17 protein-coding genes are annotated in these 17772 nt (G+C 65.6%); all 17 read right to left on the minus strand.

The window, feature by feature from the left end:
* The 17 genes from MRUB_RS06690 to hpaI all read right to left on the minus strand — a co-directional run bounded on the left by MRUB_RS06690 (position 1) and on the right by hpaI (position 17649).
* Positions 1–609, minus strand: coding sequence for an LON peptidase substrate-binding domain-containing protein (locus MRUB_RS06690; RefSeq protein ID WP_013013600.1), 609 nt, complete (start codon positions 607–609; stop codon positions 1–3).
* Positions 610–655: 46 nt separating this feature from the next.
* Positions 656–1090, minus strand: a complete 435-nt coding sequence (locus MRUB_RS06695) for a thioesterase family protein (RefSeq protein WP_013013601.1) — start codon at positions 1088–1090, stop codon at positions 656–658.
* A 10-nt stretch (positions 1091–1100) separates the two neighbouring features.
* The gene (locus MRUB_RS06700; protein WP_015586559.1) at positions 1101–2444 is read right to left on the minus strand and encodes a phenylacetate--CoA ligase family protein; all 1344 of its coding nucleotides are present in this window, start codon (positions 2442–2444) and stop codon (positions 1101–1103) included.
* 94 nt (positions 2445–2538) lie between these two features.
* On the minus strand, positions 2539–3288 hold the full coding sequence (locus MRUB_RS06705; protein ID WP_013013603.1) for an SDR family oxidoreductase: 750 nt from the start codon (positions 3286–3288) through the stop codon (positions 2539–2541).
* A complete protein-coding gene (gene pcaF / locus MRUB_RS06710) occupies positions 3285–4493 on the minus strand; it encodes a 3-oxoadipyl-CoA thiolase (protein ID WP_013013604.1) in 1209 nt (402 codons plus the stop codon). Before pcaF ends, MRUB_RS06705 begins: the two co-directional genes overlap by 4 nt.
* A 52-nt stretch (positions 4494–4545) precedes the next feature.
* Positions 4546–4920, minus strand: coding sequence for a hydroxyphenylacetyl-CoA thioesterase PaaI (gene paaI, locus MRUB_RS06715; RefSeq protein ID WP_013013605.1), 375 nt, complete (start codon positions 4918–4920; stop codon positions 4546–4548).
* Between the two features lie 2 nt (positions 4921–4922).
* Positions 4923–5654 (minus strand): ABC transporter ATP-binding protein, encoded by a 732-nt coding sequence (locus tag MRUB_RS06720; protein WP_013013606.1) that lies wholly within the window; start codon positions 5652–5654, stop codon positions 4923–4925.
* Positions 5651–7423, minus strand: coding sequence for a branched-chain amino acid ABC transporter ATP-binding protein/permease (locus MRUB_RS06725; RefSeq protein WP_013013607.1), 1773 nt, complete (start codon positions 7421–7423; stop codon positions 5651–5653). Before MRUB_RS06725 ends, MRUB_RS06720 begins: the two co-directional genes overlap by 4 nt.
* Complete coding sequence (locus MRUB_RS06730; RefSeq protein WP_013013608.1) at positions 7423–8454, minus strand: branched-chain amino acid ABC transporter permease; 1032 nt, start codon at positions 8452–8454, stop codon at positions 7423–7425. The genes MRUB_RS06725 and MRUB_RS06730 overlap by 1 nt, the downstream gene beginning before the upstream one ends.
* A 64-nt stretch (positions 8455–8518) precedes the next feature.
* A complete protein-coding gene (locus MRUB_RS06735; RefSeq protein WP_013013609.1) occupies positions 8519–9712 on the minus strand; it encodes an ABC transporter substrate-binding protein in 1194 nt (397 codons plus the stop codon).
* The gene (locus MRUB_RS06740; RefSeq protein ID WP_013013610.1) at positions 9709–11289 is read right to left on the minus strand and encodes a 3-hydroxyacyl-CoA dehydrogenase NAD-binding domain-containing protein; all 1581 of its coding nucleotides are present in this window, start codon (positions 11287–11289) and stop codon (positions 9709–9711) included. Before MRUB_RS06740 ends, MRUB_RS06735 begins: the two co-directional genes overlap by 4 nt.
* Positions 11290–11440: 151 nt before the next feature.
* On the minus strand, positions 11441–12412 hold the full coding sequence (gene hpaD, locus MRUB_RS06745; protein ID WP_013013611.1) for a 3,4-dihydroxyphenylacetate 2,3-dioxygenase: 972 nt from the start codon (positions 12410–12412) through the stop codon (positions 11441–11443).
* 12 nt (positions 12413–12424) lie between these two features.
* A complete protein-coding gene (gene hpaC, locus MRUB_RS06750; RefSeq protein ID WP_174320990.1) occupies positions 12425–12877 on the minus strand; it encodes a 4-hydroxyphenylacetate 3-monooxygenase reductase subunit in 453 nt (150 codons plus the stop codon).
* A 34-nt stretch (positions 12878–12911) separates the two neighbouring features.
* The gene (hpaB, locus tag MRUB_RS06755) at positions 12912–14369 is read right to left on the minus strand and encodes a 4-hydroxyphenylacetate 3-monooxygenase, oxygenase component (RefSeq protein ID WP_013013613.1); all 1458 of its coding nucleotides are present in this window, start codon (positions 14367–14369) and stop codon (positions 12912–12914) included.
* Between the two features lie 11 nt (positions 14370–14380).
* Positions 14381–15898 carry a 5-carboxymethyl-2-hydroxymuconate semialdehyde dehydrogenase gene (gene hpaE / locus MRUB_RS06760; RefSeq protein WP_013013614.1) on the minus strand — a complete coding sequence of 506 codons (1518 nt, stop codon included), beginning with the start codon at positions 15896–15898 and terminating at the stop codon, positions 14381–14383.
* Positions 15895–16689: a fumarylacetoacetate hydrolase family protein gene (locus MRUB_RS06765; protein ID WP_013013615.1), complete on the minus strand. Its 795-nt coding sequence runs from the start codon at positions 16687–16689 to the stop codon at positions 15895–15897. The genes hpaE and MRUB_RS06765 overlap by 4 nt, the downstream gene beginning before the upstream one ends.
* A gap of 18 nt (positions 16690–16707) precedes the next feature.
* Positions 16708–17649, minus strand: a complete 942-nt coding sequence (gene hpaI, locus MRUB_RS06770) for a 2,4-dihydroxyhept-2-ene-1,7-dioic acid aldolase (RefSeq protein WP_013013616.1) — start codon at positions 17647–17649, stop codon at positions 16708–16710.
* Positions 17650–17772: the final 123 nt, after the last annotated feature.

Genomic DNA, 17772 nt, shown 5'->3' on the forward strand with positions numbered 1-17772 from the left:
TCAGGCCTCGGCGCTGCTGCCGGCCATTGAGCCCTGGCGCATGAGGGTCTGGGCCAGCTCGAGCCGGGCGATAAGGGAAGGGGCCTCGAGCAAAGCCTGCCGATCCAGCGCCGAGACCCGCAGGTTCACGCACAGAAAAGAGGCCTGGTAAAGGGGGTCGTCGGGCAGGTTGGCGATGGCCTCTTCCAGGGCGCTGGGGTCGGCGAACCCAGCCATGTAGCTGCGGAAAGCCTCCATGGCATCCCAGGCCACCACGATCTCCTCGCTGCGGGCGCTGCGCTCGAGGGGCCAGGGGATGTCCAGGGTGGTCTGGTACAGGTTCTTTTCAAAAACCCCCACCCCCTCCACCCGGCAGCGCTCCCCACCCCGGCAGACGATGTTGAAGGTGCCGTCGGGGTTTTCCGAGGCCGCCAGTAAGTCCACATACCCCCCCACCGCCCGGAAGCCCTGCGCGGTAGCCAGGGTAATCACAAAGCGCCGCTGGTCTTCGCCCTGGGCCAGCAAGTCCCGCACCATCTGCTTGTAGCGCTCCTCGAAGATGTACAGCGGAATCAGCAGCCCTGGAAAAACCACGGTCTCGGGCAGGGGGAAGAGGGGGAGGCGCTTCACGGTATCAGGTTAAGGGGTACAGACGGCGGTGTGCAAAGGTGTTGCTTCACTTATGCTGTTCCTGCCAGCGCGCCTGCAGCTTCTCGAAAATTCGCAGCAGCTTGGCCCTGGGCAGGATCACCTGCTCGGTGTAGCCCACCCCAATCTGGTCGCCCAGCTCGTTCCAGGCGGTGCACTGGGCGTGCACCCGGTTGCCTTCGGTGCGCAGGTGCTCGGCCACAATGCGCACCTTCATGCCGGGCAGGGCCGAGGCCAGGTGATCCACGCTCACCTTGGAGCCGATGCCCTCCTCGCCCTCTTCTAAGAAAGGCAGGATGATCTTGCGCCCGGCCAGTTCCATGTGTTTGGCCATCCAGTAAGTGGCGTAGACCGGGTGCAGCTTGCCCAGTTGGGGGTCGTCGGGGTGCTCGAAGTCCACGGTCATCTCTTCGGTGACAGTGGTCTCGAAGCTGGCCTGATAGCCGGGGGGAATGGGTTTCATAGACTGGGTGTTAGCGCAGCTTGCGCAGGTCGGCCACCCGCTTGAGCTTGCCGCCCTCGCTGCGGGGGGCCGTGCCGGGGTTGATGAGCGAGACCTTCACCGAGAGGCCCACGTTGTCCTTGATTTTCCGGGCCACTTTCTCGCGCAGGTGGGCCAGCCGCTGGTCGGCCTCAATAACCTCGTCGGAAAGCACCTTCTGCCCGATTTCACGGAAGAAGGGTTCGGCGACCTCGAGCTTCAGCTCCAGCTCGTCCATGGGGCCCTCGCGGGTGAGCACAATCTGGTAGTGCGGCACCACCTCGGGAATCTCCTTGAGCACCGCCTCGATCTGGGTAGGGTAGACGTTCACCCCCCGCACGATCAGCATATCGTCGGTGCGGCCCCGGATCTGGGCCATGCGGGCGTGGGTGCGACCCGAGGGGCCGGGCTCGCGGGTGATGTAGGTCAGGTCGCCCGTCCAGTAGCGCAGGATGGGCATGGCCTTCTTGGTCAGGGTGGTGAAGACCAGCACCCCCACCTCGCCGTCGGGCAGGGGGTCGCCGGTCTCGGGGTCTACTACCTCGGGGTAGAAGTGGTCTTCCCAGATGTAGCTGAGCCCTTCGCGCTCGTTCACGTCCTCGTTGGAAACCCCCGGCCCGATGATCTCCGAGAGGCCGTAGATGTTGGTGGCCCTGACCCCCAGCCCCTCGTCCACGCTCTGGCGGATGGCCTCGGTCCAGGGTTCGGCCCCCAGGATGGCGTACTGCAGGCTGATCTCCTCGGGCGTGATACCGCGCTTTTTGAACTCCTCGGCCAGGGTCTGGGCATAGGAGGGGGTGCAGGCGATCATCTCGGGCTTGAAGTCCTGAATGAGCATGATCTGTCGGTCGGTCATGCCGCCCGAGATGGGCACCACCACCATGCCCAGCTTTTCTGCACCGCCGTGCAGGCCCAGCCCGCCGGTAAAAAGCCCGTAGCCGTAGGCGTTGTGCAGCATCATGCCGGGCCGGCCCCCTGCGGCCGCCAGCGAGCGGGCCACCACCTCGGCGAAAATCTCCAGGTCGCCTTTGGTATAACCCACCACGGTGGGCTTGCCGGTGGTGCCGCTGGAGGCGTGGATGCGGGCGAGCTCTTGGCGGGGTACGGCAAACATCCCGAAGGGGTAGGTGTCGCGCAGGTCTTTTTTCTTGGTGAAGGGCAGCTTGTGCAAATCCTCTACGCCCCGGATGTCGCTGGGTTTGAGCCCCTTCTCGTCCAGGGCCTGCCGGTAGAAGGGCACCCGCTCGTACACATAAGCGACCTGCTCGCGCAAGCGCTGGTTTTGCAGTTCGGTGAGCTTGGGGCGGGGAAGGGTCTCGAGTTCGGGCTGGAACATGGGCATAGGCACCTCGAGGTCTGTGGGCTTCAGAACGACAGTTTACACCTGTGGCAGGGTTGTGCTTTGGTGAACCGGCGGATCGAAGCTCAGCTCATAGCGCGGTCATCCCCCCGTCCACGGCCAAGACCTGCCCGGTTACGTAGTCCGAGGCCGGGCTGCACAGGTACAGGGCGGCGGCGGCCAGCTCGCCGGTTTTCCCGATGCGGCCCAGCGGTGTGCGCTCGCGCACGAGCTGCTCGGTGCGGGCCAGCAGTTTTTCGGTCATGCGGGTGGGGAAGAAGCCCGGCGCCAGGGCGTTCACGCGGATGCCAAAGGGCCCCCACTTGACCGCCAGATCGCGCGTCAGGGCGATGAGCGCGCCTTTGGAGGCCGAGTAGGCGGCGGCGTCCATCACCTCGCTGGGGCTGCCGGCCAGGCCCGCGACCGAGGCAATGTTGAGGATTTTGCCGTAGCCGCGGGCTTTCATGCCGCGGGCGGCAATCCTCGAGGCCAGAAAAGCCCCGGTTACATTGATGTCCAGCACCTCGCGGATCTTCTCCACCGGTACCTCCAGGGCGTCCTGGCCCCAGGTCACCCCGGCGGCGTTGACCAGGACCTCCACCGGGCCCACCCGGGCAAAAGCGGCCTCGAGGCTCGCTTCGTCCTGCACGTTGCCCACAATGGGTATCGCATCGGGGATGAGCTTCAGGGCCTCTGCAAAGAAGCTTTCGCGCCGGGCCAGCAGGGCCACCCGGGCCCCGGCCTCGCGCAGGCCGCAGGCAATCTCCAGGCCCAGGCCCCGCGAGCCCCCGGTCACCAGGGCGGTTTTGCCCTGGAGGTTGAACTGCTCGAGCACCCTCATACCCGCTCCACCACCATGGCGATGCCCTGTCCCACCCCAATGCACATGGTAGCCAGGCCAAACTGCACCTGGCGGCGCTGCATCTCGTGCACCAGATTGGTCAGGATGCGGGCCCCCGAGCAGCCCAGGGGGTGGCCGATGGCGATGGCCCCGCCGTTGACGTTCAGGCGCTCATCCTCGGGCTCGAGGCCCCACTCCTGCAGCACGGCCAGGCTCTGGGCGGCAAAGGCCTCGTTCAGCTCAATCAGGCCGATGTCTTGCAGGGTGAGGCCAGCCCGCTGCAGGGCTTTTTGGGTTGCGGGCACCGGCCCGATGCCCATAATGCGCGGCTCCACCCCCGCCACCGCGATGGCCCGCACCCGGGCCATGGGCTTGAGCCCGTGGGCCCTGGCGTAGGCGTCGGCCACCAGCAAAACGGCTGCGGCCCCGTCGTTGAGCGAAGAGGAGTTGCCGGCGGTCACGCTGCCCCCGGCCCGGAAGACCGGCCTGAGCTGGGCCAGGGCCTCGAGGCTGGTGTCGGCCCGGGGGCCCTCGTCGGTTTGCACCAGGGTGGTATTTCCTTTGCGGTCTTTGACCTCCACCGGCACCATCTGGCTGGCGTAGGCCCCGCTCTGCTGGGCCCGGATGGCTTTCTGATGCGAGTGCAGGGCAAACCGATCCTGGGCCTCGCGGCTAATTTTGTACTGCTCGGCCAGGTTTTCGGCGGTCTCGCCCATGGCCTCGGTGCCGTAGAGCTCCTTCATCCGGGGGTTCACCAGCCGCCAGCCCAGGGTGGTGTCGTAGAGGGTGACGTTGCCGGTGGCGAAGCCCTTTTCGGCCTTGGGCATCACCCAGGGCGCGCGGCTCATGCTCTCCACCCCGCCCCCCAGGTACACCTGGCCCTCCCCGGCCCAGATGGCCCGCGCGGCGCTGGCTACGGCGTCCAGCCCGCTCCCGCACAGGCGGTTGACGGTGGAGCCCCCCACGCTGATGGGCAGCCCGGCCAGCAGCAGGGACATGCGGGCCACGTTGCGGTTGTCCTCGCCGGCCTGGTTGGCACAGCCCATATACACGTCCTCTACGTCGCTACCGGGGATGCCGGTGCGCTCCAGCAGGGCCTTGAGCGGGATGGCCCCCAGATCGTCGGGGCGCACCGAGGAAAGGGCGCCCCCATGCTTGCCGACCGGTGTGCGAACAGCGTCCAGAATGTAGGCTTCCATGGTCATAAGGTGTTTTATCCTATCGGGGTCGTATCCACAAGCGCCTTTTGCGAACAGGCTAACCTTCGGCAAAGCGGAAGACCGTGCCGGTAAAGAGGGCTACCACGCGCCCATTGCTGCGAACCTCGATGCGGTAGGTGGCGGTGCGCCGGCCCAGGTGCTCCTCGAGGGCGTGGGCCTCGAGGTGCTCACCAGCCTGCACGGCCTTGAAGTACTGCATCTGGGTGGTGAGGGCCACCGCGGCGGTGCCGTGCGAGTTGGAGGCTAGGGCAAAAGCCGCGTCGGCCAGGCTGTACAGGAAGCCGCCGTGGCAGGCCCCGTGGATGTTGAGGTGCTCAGGCCTGACCTGCGCGGCCACCACGGCCCGGCCAGGCTCCACCAGCCGGGTTTCCAGGCCCAAAAGCTGCATGTAGGGGTCGGTGAGGGTGTGCATGATCAGACTTCGGTCTTGGTGCGGATGCCCAGGTAGGACTCGATCACCCGCGGGTCGTGTAGCAAGTCCTGGCCGCGGCCTTCCATCACCAGCTCGCCGGCCTCGAGCACGTACCCCCGGTCGGCCAGCTTGAGGGCCATGCGGGCGTTCTGCTCCACCACCAGGATGGGGGTGCCCTGGGCTTTGAGCTCGCCCAGGATGTGAAAAATCTCCTGCACGATCAGGGGGGCCAGCCCCAGGCTGGGCTCGTCCAGCAGCAGCAGCTTGGGTCGGGCCATCAGGGCCCGCCCAATTGCCAGCATCTGCTGCTCGCCCCCGGACATGGTGCCGGCCAGCTGCTTGCGCCGCTCGCGCAGGCGAGGAAAAAGGGTATAGACGCGCTCGAGGTCTTCCCGGATGCCTTTCTCGCGGCGCTGGAAGCGGGTAAAGGCCCCCAGCAGCAGGTTGTCCTCTACCTCCATCGAGGCGAAGAGTTCCCGCTTCTCGGGCACCATCACCAGGCCCTGGGCGGCCAGGGCTTCCGGGCTGCGCTGGCCTTGGGCCTGCCCCTGGTAGCGCACCGTGCCGCTGGCGCTCACCAGCCCCACAATCCCCTTGAGGGTGCTGCTCTTGCCGGCCCCGTTGGGGCCGATGAGGGTGATGGCCTCGCCCGCCCCTACCGTGAGGGACAGGTTGCGCACGGCCTCCACGGCCCCGTAGCGCACGGTGAGGTTTTGCACTTCCAGCACGCTCATGCGGCCTCCCCCAGGTAGGCCTCGATCACCCTGGGATTGCGCTGTACTTCGGCAGGGGTGCCTTCGGCCAGCTTTTCCCCATAATGCATCACCACCACCCGGTCTACCAGCCCCATCACCAGATCCATGTCGTGGTCTACCAGAAGCACCGTCACCCCTTCGTTCACCAGCTTGCGAATCAGGGCGGCAAACTGGCGCTTCTCGCCTGCCCGCAACCCCGCCGCTGGCTCGTCCAGGAGCAGCACCTCGGGCCCCGAGGCCAGGGCGCGGGCAATCTCCAGCAGCCTGAGCTGACCGATGGCCAGCCCATCGGCTTTTTGGTGGGCCAGATGGGCCAGGCCCACCCGCTCCAGCGCCCGGTAGGCCTCGGCCAGGGCCGCCGCCTCCTCGGCCCGGTTGAGCCCCAACATGGAGGCCAGCAGGCCCCGCTGGGTGCGGGCGTAGGTGCCCAGGGCGGCGTTTTCCAGCACGGTCATCTCGGGGAAGAGGTGGGGGTGCTGGAAGGTACGGGCAATCCCCAGCCGGTGCACCTCGTAGGGCATCCGGCCCGCGAGGGGCTGGCCCTTGAAGCGCACCGTGCCTTGGCTGGGCGCATAGACCGAGGTAATCATGTTGAAGCAGGTGGACTTGCCGGCCCCGTTGGGGCCAATCAGGGCCAGAATCTCGCCCCTGCGGAGCTGAAAACTCATGCCGTTGACCGCCAGCAGACCGCCGAAGCTTTTGCTCAGGTTGTCAACCTCGAGCACCACCTCACCCGGCTTTCCCACAACCAGCCGGCCCGGCAGGCCGCTGCCAGCAGGGTTTTGCGGGCGGGCTTTGGGTAGGTAGCGCTCGAGGAAGGGCCACAGCCCTTTGGGGGCAAACATCAGAATGAGCACCAGAATCAGGCCATAGGCGATGATCTCGTAGTTGCCGGTGCGGCCGAAAATGCGCGGCAGCAGGCCCTTGAGCACCTCCTCGAGGCCCGTCACCAGCCCCGAGCCCAGAATGACCCCCGGGATGCTGCCCACGCCCCCGGCCACCGCCGCAATCAGGTACTTGATGGAGGCGTCCAGGCTGAAGGGGGTGGGGTTGATAAACTTCTGGTAATGCACATAAAGCCAGCCGGCCACACCGGCGTAGATGGCCGAGAGCACGAAGACCTGTAGCTTGAGCACCGCCGGATTCACCCCAAAGCTGGCCGCGGCAATGGCATCCCCCTTGGAAGCCCGCATGGCCCGCCCGATGCGGCTGTTGGTCAGGTTCCAGGCCGTCCAGGCCCCCAGCAGTACGAAAAACCAGGCCAGGTAAAAGTAGCTTCTGCTGTCGTTCAAACTCCAGCCAAACACCGAGACGGAGGGAATGCCGCGCAGGCCGGTATGCCCGCCGGTAAGCTCAATCCAGCTCCCCATCACGATGTACAGGGCCATACACCAGGCGATGGTGGAGAGGGGCAGGTAGTGGCCTTTGAGCCGGGCGGTGATGCCGCCCAGCACCACCGCGCCCACCACCGCCGCCAGCACCCCCAGCGGCAGGGTCAGCCAGGGGTTCAGGCCCTGGCCAATGGTCAGGAGGGCGCTGGTGTAGGCGGCCAGCCCCATGAAGGCCGCCTGGCCGAAACTGGTCATGCCCGATAGGCCGGTGAGCAGGTACAGCCCCAGCGCGACCAGGGCGCCAAAGGCGATGTAGTTGCCCACCGTCAGGTAAAACGAGGACGGGGGTAGCAAGAGCGGCAGCAAGAGCAGCAGTCCAACGGCCACCAGGGTGATGGGGGATAGCTGAAGCCTCATCAGTCCTCCTCCCCCAGCTCGTGGCTTTGCAGGCTGCGCCACAAGAGGATGGGCAGCAGCAGGGCAAACACGATGGCATCTTTATAGGCGCTGGCCTGGAACGAGGCCCAGGACTCCATGGCCCCCACCAGCAAAGCCCCCACCACCGCCAGCGGATAGCTAATCAGGCCGCCCAGAATGCCGGCCACAAAGCCCTTGAGCCCCAGCAAGAAGCCCTGGAAGTAGGCTGGGGAGATGAGGGGGGCCAGCAGCAACCCGCTCACACCGGCGATGAGGGTGGCAATGCCAAAGGAAACATAGCCGGCCTGGCTGGGGCTGATGCCCAGGAGCCGGGCCCCGTAGCGGTTGACCGCGCAGGCCCGCAGGGCCTTGCCGTAGATGCTTTTGGTGAAAAACAGAAACAGGCCCACCATGGCTAAAAGCGCAAAACCGTAGACCAGGAAGGCCTGGTTGTTGACCGGTACCAGCCCAATGGTGGTCTGCCCCCCCAGGATGGGGGGTAGGCGGAACTGTTCGGGGCCAAAAAACACCAGCCCCAGGCCCATAAAAGCAAAGTGCAGCCCCACCGCAATAATCAGGTAGGTGAGCACGCTGGCATTCTTGGCGGGTTCAAAGAAAAGCCGGTAGGAGGCGGGGCCAATCGGCAGCACCACCAGGAGGGCCAGCAGCCAGCCCAGCCACAGCGGCACCCCCTGGGCCCCCCACCAGGCCAGGCCCAGCACCCCCAGCGCACTCAAAGCCAACCAACCGGCCCGTCTAAGGTTTTTTCGGTCTAAAATGGCCCACCATAGCAGCATGGTCGCCGCCAGCCAGGCCGTGCCGGGAATCTGGCCCTGCAGGTTCAGCCCGCTCACCTCGGGGGGGAGAAACCACACATAGGTGAGGGGGGCATAGACCAAAAACTCCCCCAATGGAACCAGAATCACCCGGGTTACCGCAAAGACCAGCACCAGCGAGAGCGCCAGCAGCGCGTAGATGGTGCCGTTTTGCAGGGCATCGGCGGTGAGAAAAGAGACAATCGTCCAGTCCATAAAGCTCGGGTGGCCGGTGGCCAATAGCCTGGGCTACCAGCTACTGGCCACCGCCATCTGCCTCCTACCTAAAGGTTCGCAGCAGCCTCCAGTCCAGCTTCCCGGCCGGTGTCTTAACGACCTCGACCATCACCGCGGCTTCGTTGAAGCGCAGGCCCAGGTGGTCGGTGGGGGACATGTTGAAGATACCGTGGGTGCCCACCACATTGCGGGTGGCCTCGAGCTCGTCGCGCAGCACCCGGCGGAAGGCGGCCAGGTTGGTGGGCTGTTCGCGGCGCAGCGCGCGCTCGAGGGCCGGGCGCAAAATAGCCCAGGCATCGTAGGCGTGGCCGCCAAAGGTGGAGTAGCTGCCGATGCCGAAGCGGGCCTCGTACTGCTGTACGTAGTTGGTAGCCACCTGCCGGTTGGGGAAGTCGGGGGGGAGCTGGTCGAAGACCAGCACCGGGCCGGCGGGCAGGCGGGTGCCGATCAGCACATCGCCGCCCACCCGCAGGAAGTCGGGGTTGGCCACGCCGTGGGTCTGGTAGATGAGGCCCCGGTAGCCGCGCTCGCGCAGGGTGCGCTGGGGCAGCACCGGCGCGGTGCCCGAGCCGCCGATCAGCACCGCATCGGGGTTGCGGGCCAGGATGCGCAGCACCTGACCGGCCACCGAGGTGTCGGTGCGGGCAAAGCGCTCGGAGGCTACCACCTGAATGCCGGCCTCGCGGGCCGCTGCCTCGAAGGCCCGGGCCCAGCCCTCGCCGTAGGCGTCGTTAAAGCCGATGTAGGCTGCGGTCTTGACCCCGGAAGCGGCCATGTCCCGCACGATGGGCTGGCTCATCTGCTGCTCGGTCTGGGGGGTTTTGAAGACCCAGCGCCGCTTTTCATCCACCGGGAAGACGATCTCGAGGTTGGCTGCCAGGGAGATTTTGGGCACACCGGCCTCGGCCACGGGGTCAATCATGCCCAGGCTGGCCGGGGTGGTGGTGGTGCCGATAATCGCCAGCACCTGGTCTTCCTGGATCAGGCGTCGGGTGGCCCGCACCGCCTGGGTGGTGTCCGAGGCGTCGTCCAGAATGATGAACTGCACCGGACGGCCCGCCACCCCACCCCGGCGGTTGACCTGCTCTTCCAGGAGCACCAGGGTGTTGCGCTCGGGGATGCCCAGGCTGGCGGCGGGGCCGGTGGCCGAGACCACCACCCCGATCTTCAGGGGGGCCTGCTGGGCCAGGCCCAGCCCCAGTCCAAGGGCCAGAAGTCCTATCAACGCTCGCTTCATCTTGCCTCCTTTACACCGCTTTTTTGCCAATCTCCCTCAGCGCCCGCGGCCAAGGATAGATTTCCGAACGATTCCAAACCCGCTGCTACCATCCGGCGTAGCAGGGGGTGCGGGCGGTAGCGATCCTCGCCTAGCTCGGCGTGAAGCCCTTCCAGGGCCCGCAGCACCGGCTTGAGCCAGAGCCGCTCGGCCCATTCCAGGGGCCCCAGCGGGTAGCCCGTGCCCAGCCGCATGGCGCGGTTCAGATCGGCGGGGCCGGCCACGCCTTCGGCCAGGGCCGAGACGGCCTCGTTGATGAGCAGGGCCAGGATGCGGAAGCCCACCCCACCGGGCTGGTCGGGGAGTACCAGGGCGTGGTGGCCGTGGGCGTGGAAGTAGGCCTGGGCCAGCTCGAGGGCCTCGCTGGCCCCGCTCAGGGGTGCGAAAAGCTCGACGATGGCTTTTTCCCCGATGGGCGGCACCAGGCTAAAGCCGGCCACCGGGCGTCCTTTGAACTCGGCCTGCACGCTGCTGACCGAGTGTGCCCAGACCAGCGAGACCACCGGCAGATTCTCGAAAAAGTCGTGCTTGCGCTCGAGCTTGACCCGGCAGTCCAGCACAAACCGGGCCTCGGCGGGGTTTTCGGTGTGACGGAAGCGGGCCCGGAGCGCCTGGGCCAGCGGGTTGGGCCCGACAATCAGGGGAAGGGGAATTCCTTGGGTCTGCACCGGGGGCGGGGCGGGCGGTTTGGGCGGGCCGGGGGGGTAGGTGTACCAGCCCTGGCCGGTTTTGCGGCCCAGCATCCCCGCGGCCACCCGCTGGTACTGCAACGGGTGGGGCCGGTAGCGGGGCTCGCCGTAGAAAGCCTGATAGACCGAGGTCGAGGCGGCGTAGTTGACATCCAGCCCGATCAAGTCCATCAGCTCAAAGGGCCCCATGGGGAAGCCCAGGCCGCGCAGAATCCAGTCTATGTGCTCTTTGGCGATGCCCTCGCCGTGCAGCCTCAGGGCCTCACCGTAAAAGGGCCGGGCCACCCGGTTCACCAGAAAGCCGGGGGCGTCCACCACCTGCACGGGCTCCTTGCCCCAGCTTCGCATCAGCTCCAGCGCGCGCTCCAGCAGCGCCGGGGCGGTCTGTAGCCCCCCCACCACCTCCACCAGCTTCATGCGCTGGGCGGGGTTGAAGAAGTGTAGCCCCAGCACCCGCTCGGGGTGCTTGACCCTGGCGGCGATGGCCGAGATGGAAAAGGTCGAGGTGTTGCTGGCCAGGGTGTTGTTCGGGTTGAGTTCGCCCAGCTGGCCCAGCAGCTCTTGCTTGAGCTCGAGCTGCTCCGGCGCTGCTTCGATAACCCAGGCGGCCTTCGCACACTCCTCCAGCGATTGGGTGGGTTGTATGCGGGCCAGAACCTCGTCCGGCGTGCCCGCCAGGCGGCCCTGCTCGGCCAGCTTTTGCAGGTCAGCGCGAATATCGGCCAGGGCGCGCTCGAGGGCGGCCTCGAGGGGGTCGTAGAGCCAGACCGCATGGCCGGCCAAAGCCGCCACCTCGGCGATGCCCCGACCCATCGTGCCTGCCCCCAGTATTGCTACCGTTTCCTTCACCAAGCCTCCCTCAACCAAACAAACACTCGTTTGTTTAACCTTGTGTTGGGCGACAGTCTAAACGCAGGTTTTCTCACTGTCAAGAACGACAAACCAGGCTACAACTCCACCGTTTGGTCTGGCTTGAATCGGCCTGCTGGCCGACCTCGGCTCAGATCACGTGCTGTGGCAGCCCCTGTAACTCCGACTCCTGCGGCTCTACCCAGCCGCCCTCGAAGGCCTCCAAAAGCGAGCCCTCCAGGAACCAGCTCTTGGGGGTTTTGGCCCCCCACAAGGTCTGGCGGCGGGGGTCGTTGAGGCTCCAGCGGATGGGCTCGAAATCGGGGTCTACCGTGCTGTAGTCGGAGGTGTACAGCTCGATGCGGTGGCCGTCGGGGTCGCGCAGGTACAGGAAGAAGGCGTTGGAGACGCCGTGGCGTCCTGGCCCGCGCTCGATGGCCTCGGTCTCTCTGGCCCCGGCCAGAATGTCGCAGGCCCGGATGATGCTCATGGCATCGGGCATCCAGTAGGCGAAGTGGTGCAGCCGGGGGCCGGTGCCGTTGGTGAGGGCCAGGTCGTGTACGTTGCCCTTGCGGTGAATCCAGGCCGCCCAGATTCGGCCGTCGTCGTCCTCGGTGTACTCCGAGAGGCGGAAGGCCAGCTTATCCATGTACCAGCGGGTCATGGCCTCCACCTGCGGCGTCATCACGTTGATGTGGTCAATGCGCTGGATGCCGGGGCCTTTGTGCAGGTCGTAGCGTTGCAGGAGCCAGGGGTACTTCTGGCTTTCGGCATAGAAGGCCACCGGAACCCCAAAGGGGTCTTGCAAGCGCAGCATTCTGGGCCGATCCTGCTCGCTCTCCCAGCGGTGGGGGAGGCCCAGGGTCTGGGCCAGCTCGGCCAGGAGTTGCAAATCCAGTTCGCCGGCCACCCGGTAGCCCAGGTGCTTGACGCCGGGTTCGGGGGCCAGCTCGAGCTTGAGGGTCCACTCGCGGTCCTCGGTGCCGCGTAGGTACAGGGCGCTCTGGCTTTCGTGCAGCACATTCAGGCCGAGTAAATCTACGTAGAAGTGGCGCGAACGCTCCAGATCGGTCACGTAGAACACCCCGTGGCCGATGCGGATGATGTTGGGCATCTGGGTCATAGTCACCTCGCTTCAGGGCAGTTGCCGGTAGCCCCGGTTCCAGTAGAGCAAGGGACGCGTCCCGCTGCTAAGTCTCACGCGTTCCACCTGCCCCACCACAATCCTGTGGGTGCCCCCCGGATAGACCGCCCAGGTTCGGCAGAAGAGCGTGGCCAGGGCCCCCTCGAGGGCCGGGGGGTCTTCGGTGGTAAGGGGCTCGTAGCCCTCGATGGGGCGTCCGGCAAAGTGGTCGGAGATGTGTTCGTGCCCCTCGGGCAGGAGGTTCACGGAAAACTGCCCCGCGCGCTCCAGAATCGGCCAGAGCTGGGCTGTCTGGTTGATGCAGACCAAGATTAAAGGCGGCTCCAGGCTCACGCTGGTAAAGCTGCTGGCGGTCATGCCTCGAGCCTCCCCCTTAAAGCGGGCGGCGATCACCGTGACCCCGCTGGGCCAGTGGCGCATGACCTGGCGGAGCTGGTCTTGCAGGGTGGGCTGGGTGGTTTCCATAAGGTTTCTGGGGCTAGTCGCTGGCCACCACCTCCGGCTGGGCCTGGGTTTTCCAGCCCAGATACTGCCGGATGCGCTCCTTGTAGGGCTCCTTGTCGTAGACCGCGTAGAGGGTCTGGTACATGCGCACCGGGTCGCCGAAGAAGAAGCGCTCGTAGAGGGTCTGGCGTGCGCCAAAGCCGCTAATGGTCATGTCCCAGGCCAGGCGGAAGAGCTGCACGCGCTCTCTGGCTGGCAGGGTGGCCGATTGCAGGAACTTTTCCAGGTAAGGGGCCAGGGGGGAGTTGAAGTCGTGTTCGGAGGGTAGGGTGATCAGGCCCGAGGCCGCTATCTGCTGGACGATCTCGTTGATGCGGGGATAGAGCCGGGGGTACAGGTTGCGCGCCCCATCCAGGGCCCCCCGGTCGGGGCAGACCAGACCGTACTTGTTGGGCTGGGCGTCGCGCTCGGCCCGGGCCCAGAAACCCTTCATGGCCTCTAGATACACGATTATTTCGGCGATTTTTTCCTGCACGTGGGGGAAGGTGTCGGCCCCGATGGTCTCGCCCAGCAGGGAAACCAGTCCCAAAAAGGCCTCGGTCTTGGCGTTTTTGAGCACCACCACCTGGTGGGCCATGTGCATCAGGGCCCCGGTCTCGGCGTAGGCGGTGTTGCAGCGCTGCAGGTCTTTGTAGATGAAGACCCGCTCCCACGGCACAAACACATCGTCGAAGACCGTGAGGCAGTCCATCTCTTCCAGCCGGCTGCTCAAAGGGTGGTCGAAGCTCGAGTCTCCCACGGCCATGCTTTCGCGGCTGATGAAGTGCAGCCCTGGGGTGTTGGTGGGGATGGCGAAGGCCACCGCGTATTTGTCGGCCCCCGGCCCTTCCTTGAGCAGGGTGGAAGGGAAGACCAGCAGCTCATCGGCGGTGGGCAGGGTGGAGAGCATCCGGGCCCCCCGCACCACGATGCCCTTCTCATTTTCGCTCACCACCCCCAGGGGGATGTAGGGGTCGGGCTGCTCGAGGTTGCTCTTGGCCCGGTTGACCTGGGGGTTGGTAAGGCAGTGGGTGGTGGCGAGGTCGTTTTCGCGCACGTACTGCACGTAGCGGCGCACGTTGTCGGCATAGGCCCCAAAAAACTCGGCGCTCTGCTCAAAAGCCATCAGCACCGCATTCAGGTAGTCCGGGCAGCGCCCCATCATGCCCAGGTTGGCATCGGCCCAGAGCTTGTAGGCCGCGCTGCGCCGGGCCAGGTCTTCTTTACTGCGGGCCGGTAGCAGGCTCATAGCGTAGCGTTTACCGCCCTCTTCGTAGGTCAAAATATCGCGGTAGCGCGGGTCGTGCTGCATGTCGTACAGCTCGGCCAGGGCGTGGGTGATGCCCTTGAAGACCGGGTGGGTGGTGGGGTCTTCAACCTTTTGGCCCTTGTACCAGAGGTTGGGCGGGTTCTCTCTGAGGGCTTGTAGATACTCCTTGCCGCTGCGTGCCATGGGTGCCTCCTTCACTTCCCAAACTTCGGAATTGCGTGCTCGGTGAGCGGCAGGGCGATGTGCTTCAGCTCGGTGTAGAACTCCAGGCTGTGCTCGCCGCCCTCGCGGTGGGTGCCGCTCATCTTGACCCCGCCAAAGGGGGTGGGCAGGTGCCGCACGTTGTGCGAGTTGATCCAGGTCATACCGGCCTCCAGGTGCAGGGCCATGCGGTGCGCCCGGGCTACGTCCCGCGTCCAGACGTAGGAGGCCAGGCCGTACTTGGAGTCGTTGGCCTTTTGCAGGGCGTCGGCCTCGTCCTTGAAGGGGATGACGGTCAGGATGGGGCCAAAAATCTCCTCCTGGGCGATGCGGTGGTGGTTTTCGGCCACAAACAGGCCGGGCCGCACATAGTTGCCCTCGGTGCCCACCCGCTCACCGCCGAAGATGTGCTGGGACTCCTGTTTGCCAATTTCCACGTAGCCCAGCACGCGCTGCAGGTGCTCGGGGTGGATCAGGGGGCCCACCTCGGTGTCGGGCTCGAGGGGATGCCCCACCTTGATCCGGGCAGCCCGTTCGGCCACCCGTTGCACGAACTCTTCAAAGATGCTTTCCTGCACCAGCGCCCGTGAGTTGGCGGTGCAGCGCTCGCCGTTGAAGCTATAAATCTGGAAGATGGTAGCATCCAGGGCCCGCTCGAGGTCGGCGTCCTCGAAGATGATGGCGGGGGATTTCCCGCCGAGCTCGAGGGAGAGCCGCTTGAGGTGCTCCGCGCTGTTGCGGGTGATGAGGCTGCCGGTGGTGGTCTCCCCGGTGAAGGCGATTAGGGGGATGTCCGGATGGCGCACCACCGCGTCGCCGGCCTCCTCGCCGAAGCCCTGCACCACATTGAAGACCCCCGGCGGCAGGTCGGCTTCCTGCATGATCTCCGCCAGCTTCCAGGCGGTCAGGGGCGACCACTCGGCGGGTTTCAAGACCACCGTGTTGCCGAAAGCCAGGGCCGGGGCAATGCGCCAGGTGGAGAGCATCATGGGGGCGTTCCAGGGGGTGATGATGCCGCAGACCCCGACCGGTACGCGAATGCTGTAGTTGAGCCACTCGCTGTCCACCGGGTAGCTGCGCCCGTCCATGGCCCGCTCGGCGTACTCGGCGTAAAAGCTAAAGTTCTCGGCGGCCCGCGCCACCTGGGCCCGCACGATCCGCAGGGCCTGCCCGGCGTCCAGGCACTCCATCACCGCTAGCTCGTCGCCGTGCTTCTCCAGCACCTCGGCAATCTTGAGCAGGTATCTCTTGCGGGTTTTGGCGCTCTGTTTCCACCGGGGAAACGCTGCCTTGGCGGCTTTGGCGGCTTTGTCCACGTCCTCGGCGTGGCCCCTGTAGGCGTAGGCCAGCACCTGGTTGTTGGAGGGGTCGAGGCTCTCGAACAGCTCGCCCCGCACCCCCGGCACAAAGGCCCCGTTGATGAAGTGCGTTACGGTGTGGGTGGCAATTTTGTTCCGCACCTGCGCGATGAACTCAGGGCGGATGGCCTGGGTTTTCTCCGATACCTTCATAGCACCACCGATCTGTCCCCTTCCTGCGAAATAATCGGCTCGGCCTCCTCAGTCTCCCACTCGATGGGGTTTTCCAGCGCCCCCAGCCCTTCAATCTCCATGCGCATGAGGTCGCCGGGGTGCACCTGGGAGATGCCCTTGGGCGTGCCGGTCAGGAGTACGTCGCCCGGCTCCAGGGTCATGAAGCGGCTGATGAACTCGATAATCTCCGGTATAGAGAAAATCATGCCCTGGGTGGTGGCCTCCTGGCGCAGCTCGTTGTTGACGTAGGCCCGCATCCGCAGGTTGTGGGGGTCGGCAATCTCGTCGGCGGTGACGTAGAAGGGCCCCAGCGGGCCGAAGGTGTCCCAGCCCTTGCCCCGGATGGGCGGGCGGAAGGTGTTGGTCACGTAATCGCGCACCACCAGGTCGTTGGCGATGGTGTAGCCCCCCACGTAGTCCAGGGCGTCCTTGGCCTTGACCCGGCGGGCGTGGCGTCCCATAATCACCGCCAGCTCGCACTCGAAGTGCATGAACCGGGCCCCCCGGGGGTAGATGACCGTGCCCTTGTGAGGCAGCAGGCTGGTGTTGGGCTTCCAGAACAAAGCCGGCTCGCTGGGGCGCTTGAGGCCAAACTCGTCGGCGTGTTCGGCAAAGTTCAGGGCCAGGGCGATCACCTTGCCGGGCTCAACCGGGAGCAACCACTGCACCGCATCGGGGTGGTGGGCCTCACCGGCATGGTCGAGCAGCATCCCGTCCTGGAGGTACCCTTCCAGGGTGCGGCCTTTGGAGATAAAGCGCGCGCGTTTCATAAATCACCACAGCAAGGCTCACACGTACTGCCTGCCCGAGGGATCGGGCAGCACTTCACGGCCTTTTTGCTCCGGAGCGATCAGGCCGTAGGACTCGGCCATGCGGCGCAGCCGGGCCTCGACCTCGGGGGTGGTGGGGCCCAGGGGTTCGCGCCATTCCTTTTCGCACAGGCCCATCCAGGACAGCACGGTTTTGAGGGGGATGGGGTTGGTGTCCCAGAAGACCGCGTCGTTGGCCTCGAGGCCAAAGTAGTGCAGCTCGAGCGCCTCCTTGAAGCGGCCCTCCAGGGTGAGCTGGCACATCTGGGCGGTCTCCTTGGGCAGCCAGTTGGCCGTGGCGGCGATGGTGCCCACCGCCCCCACGCACATCATGGGGAAGGTAAGGGCCTCGAGGCCGCAGTACACGCTAAAGTCCCGCCCCACCCTGCGCAGCAGCTCCGAGACGTACTCCACGTCCTTGGAGGAGTGCTTGAGACCCACCACGTTTTTGAAGTCCCGCCGCAGACGGGCCACCGTCTCGACCTTAATCTCGACCCCAGCCCGGCCCGGAATGTTGTAGAGCACGATGGGCATCTCCGGCACGGCCTGGGCCACCTGGCCGAAAAACCGGTAGAGCCCCTCCTGGTTGGGCTTGATGTAGTAAGGGGTGATGACCAGCGCCCCCTGCGCCCCCATCTTGTAGGCGGCCTGGGTGATCTCCAGGGTCTCGTCGAGCCGCAGGGTTCCGGTTCCGGCCAGCAGGGGCACGCGTCCCCGAATGAAGCGCAAAGCCAGCTCAATCAGGTACTTGCGCTCCTCTACGCTTAGCGTACCGGGCTCGCCGGTGGTGCCGCCCACGCTCAGGGCGTGGGAGCCTGCTTCAATCTGCCGCTCGATGAGCCGTTCGAGCGCGCCTTCATCTATGGCACCGTTCTTAAACGGTGTGACCAGAGGTACGATGCTGCCTTTGAACTCGACCATTGCGCTCCTTTGCCATATGTGAGCCAGGTTATAAACAGGCGGTTGTGATACTTAATATATTAAGTAAAACCGCGTCCTGCTTTGCAAGCCAGGGTACAATTGTCCCGATTCAAGGAACCCCCG

Source organism: Meiothermus ruber DSM 1279 (genome assembly GCF_000024425.1).
Taxonomy (GTDB): domain Bacteria; phylum Deinococcota; class Deinococci; order Deinococcales; family Thermaceae; genus Meiothermus; species Meiothermus ruber.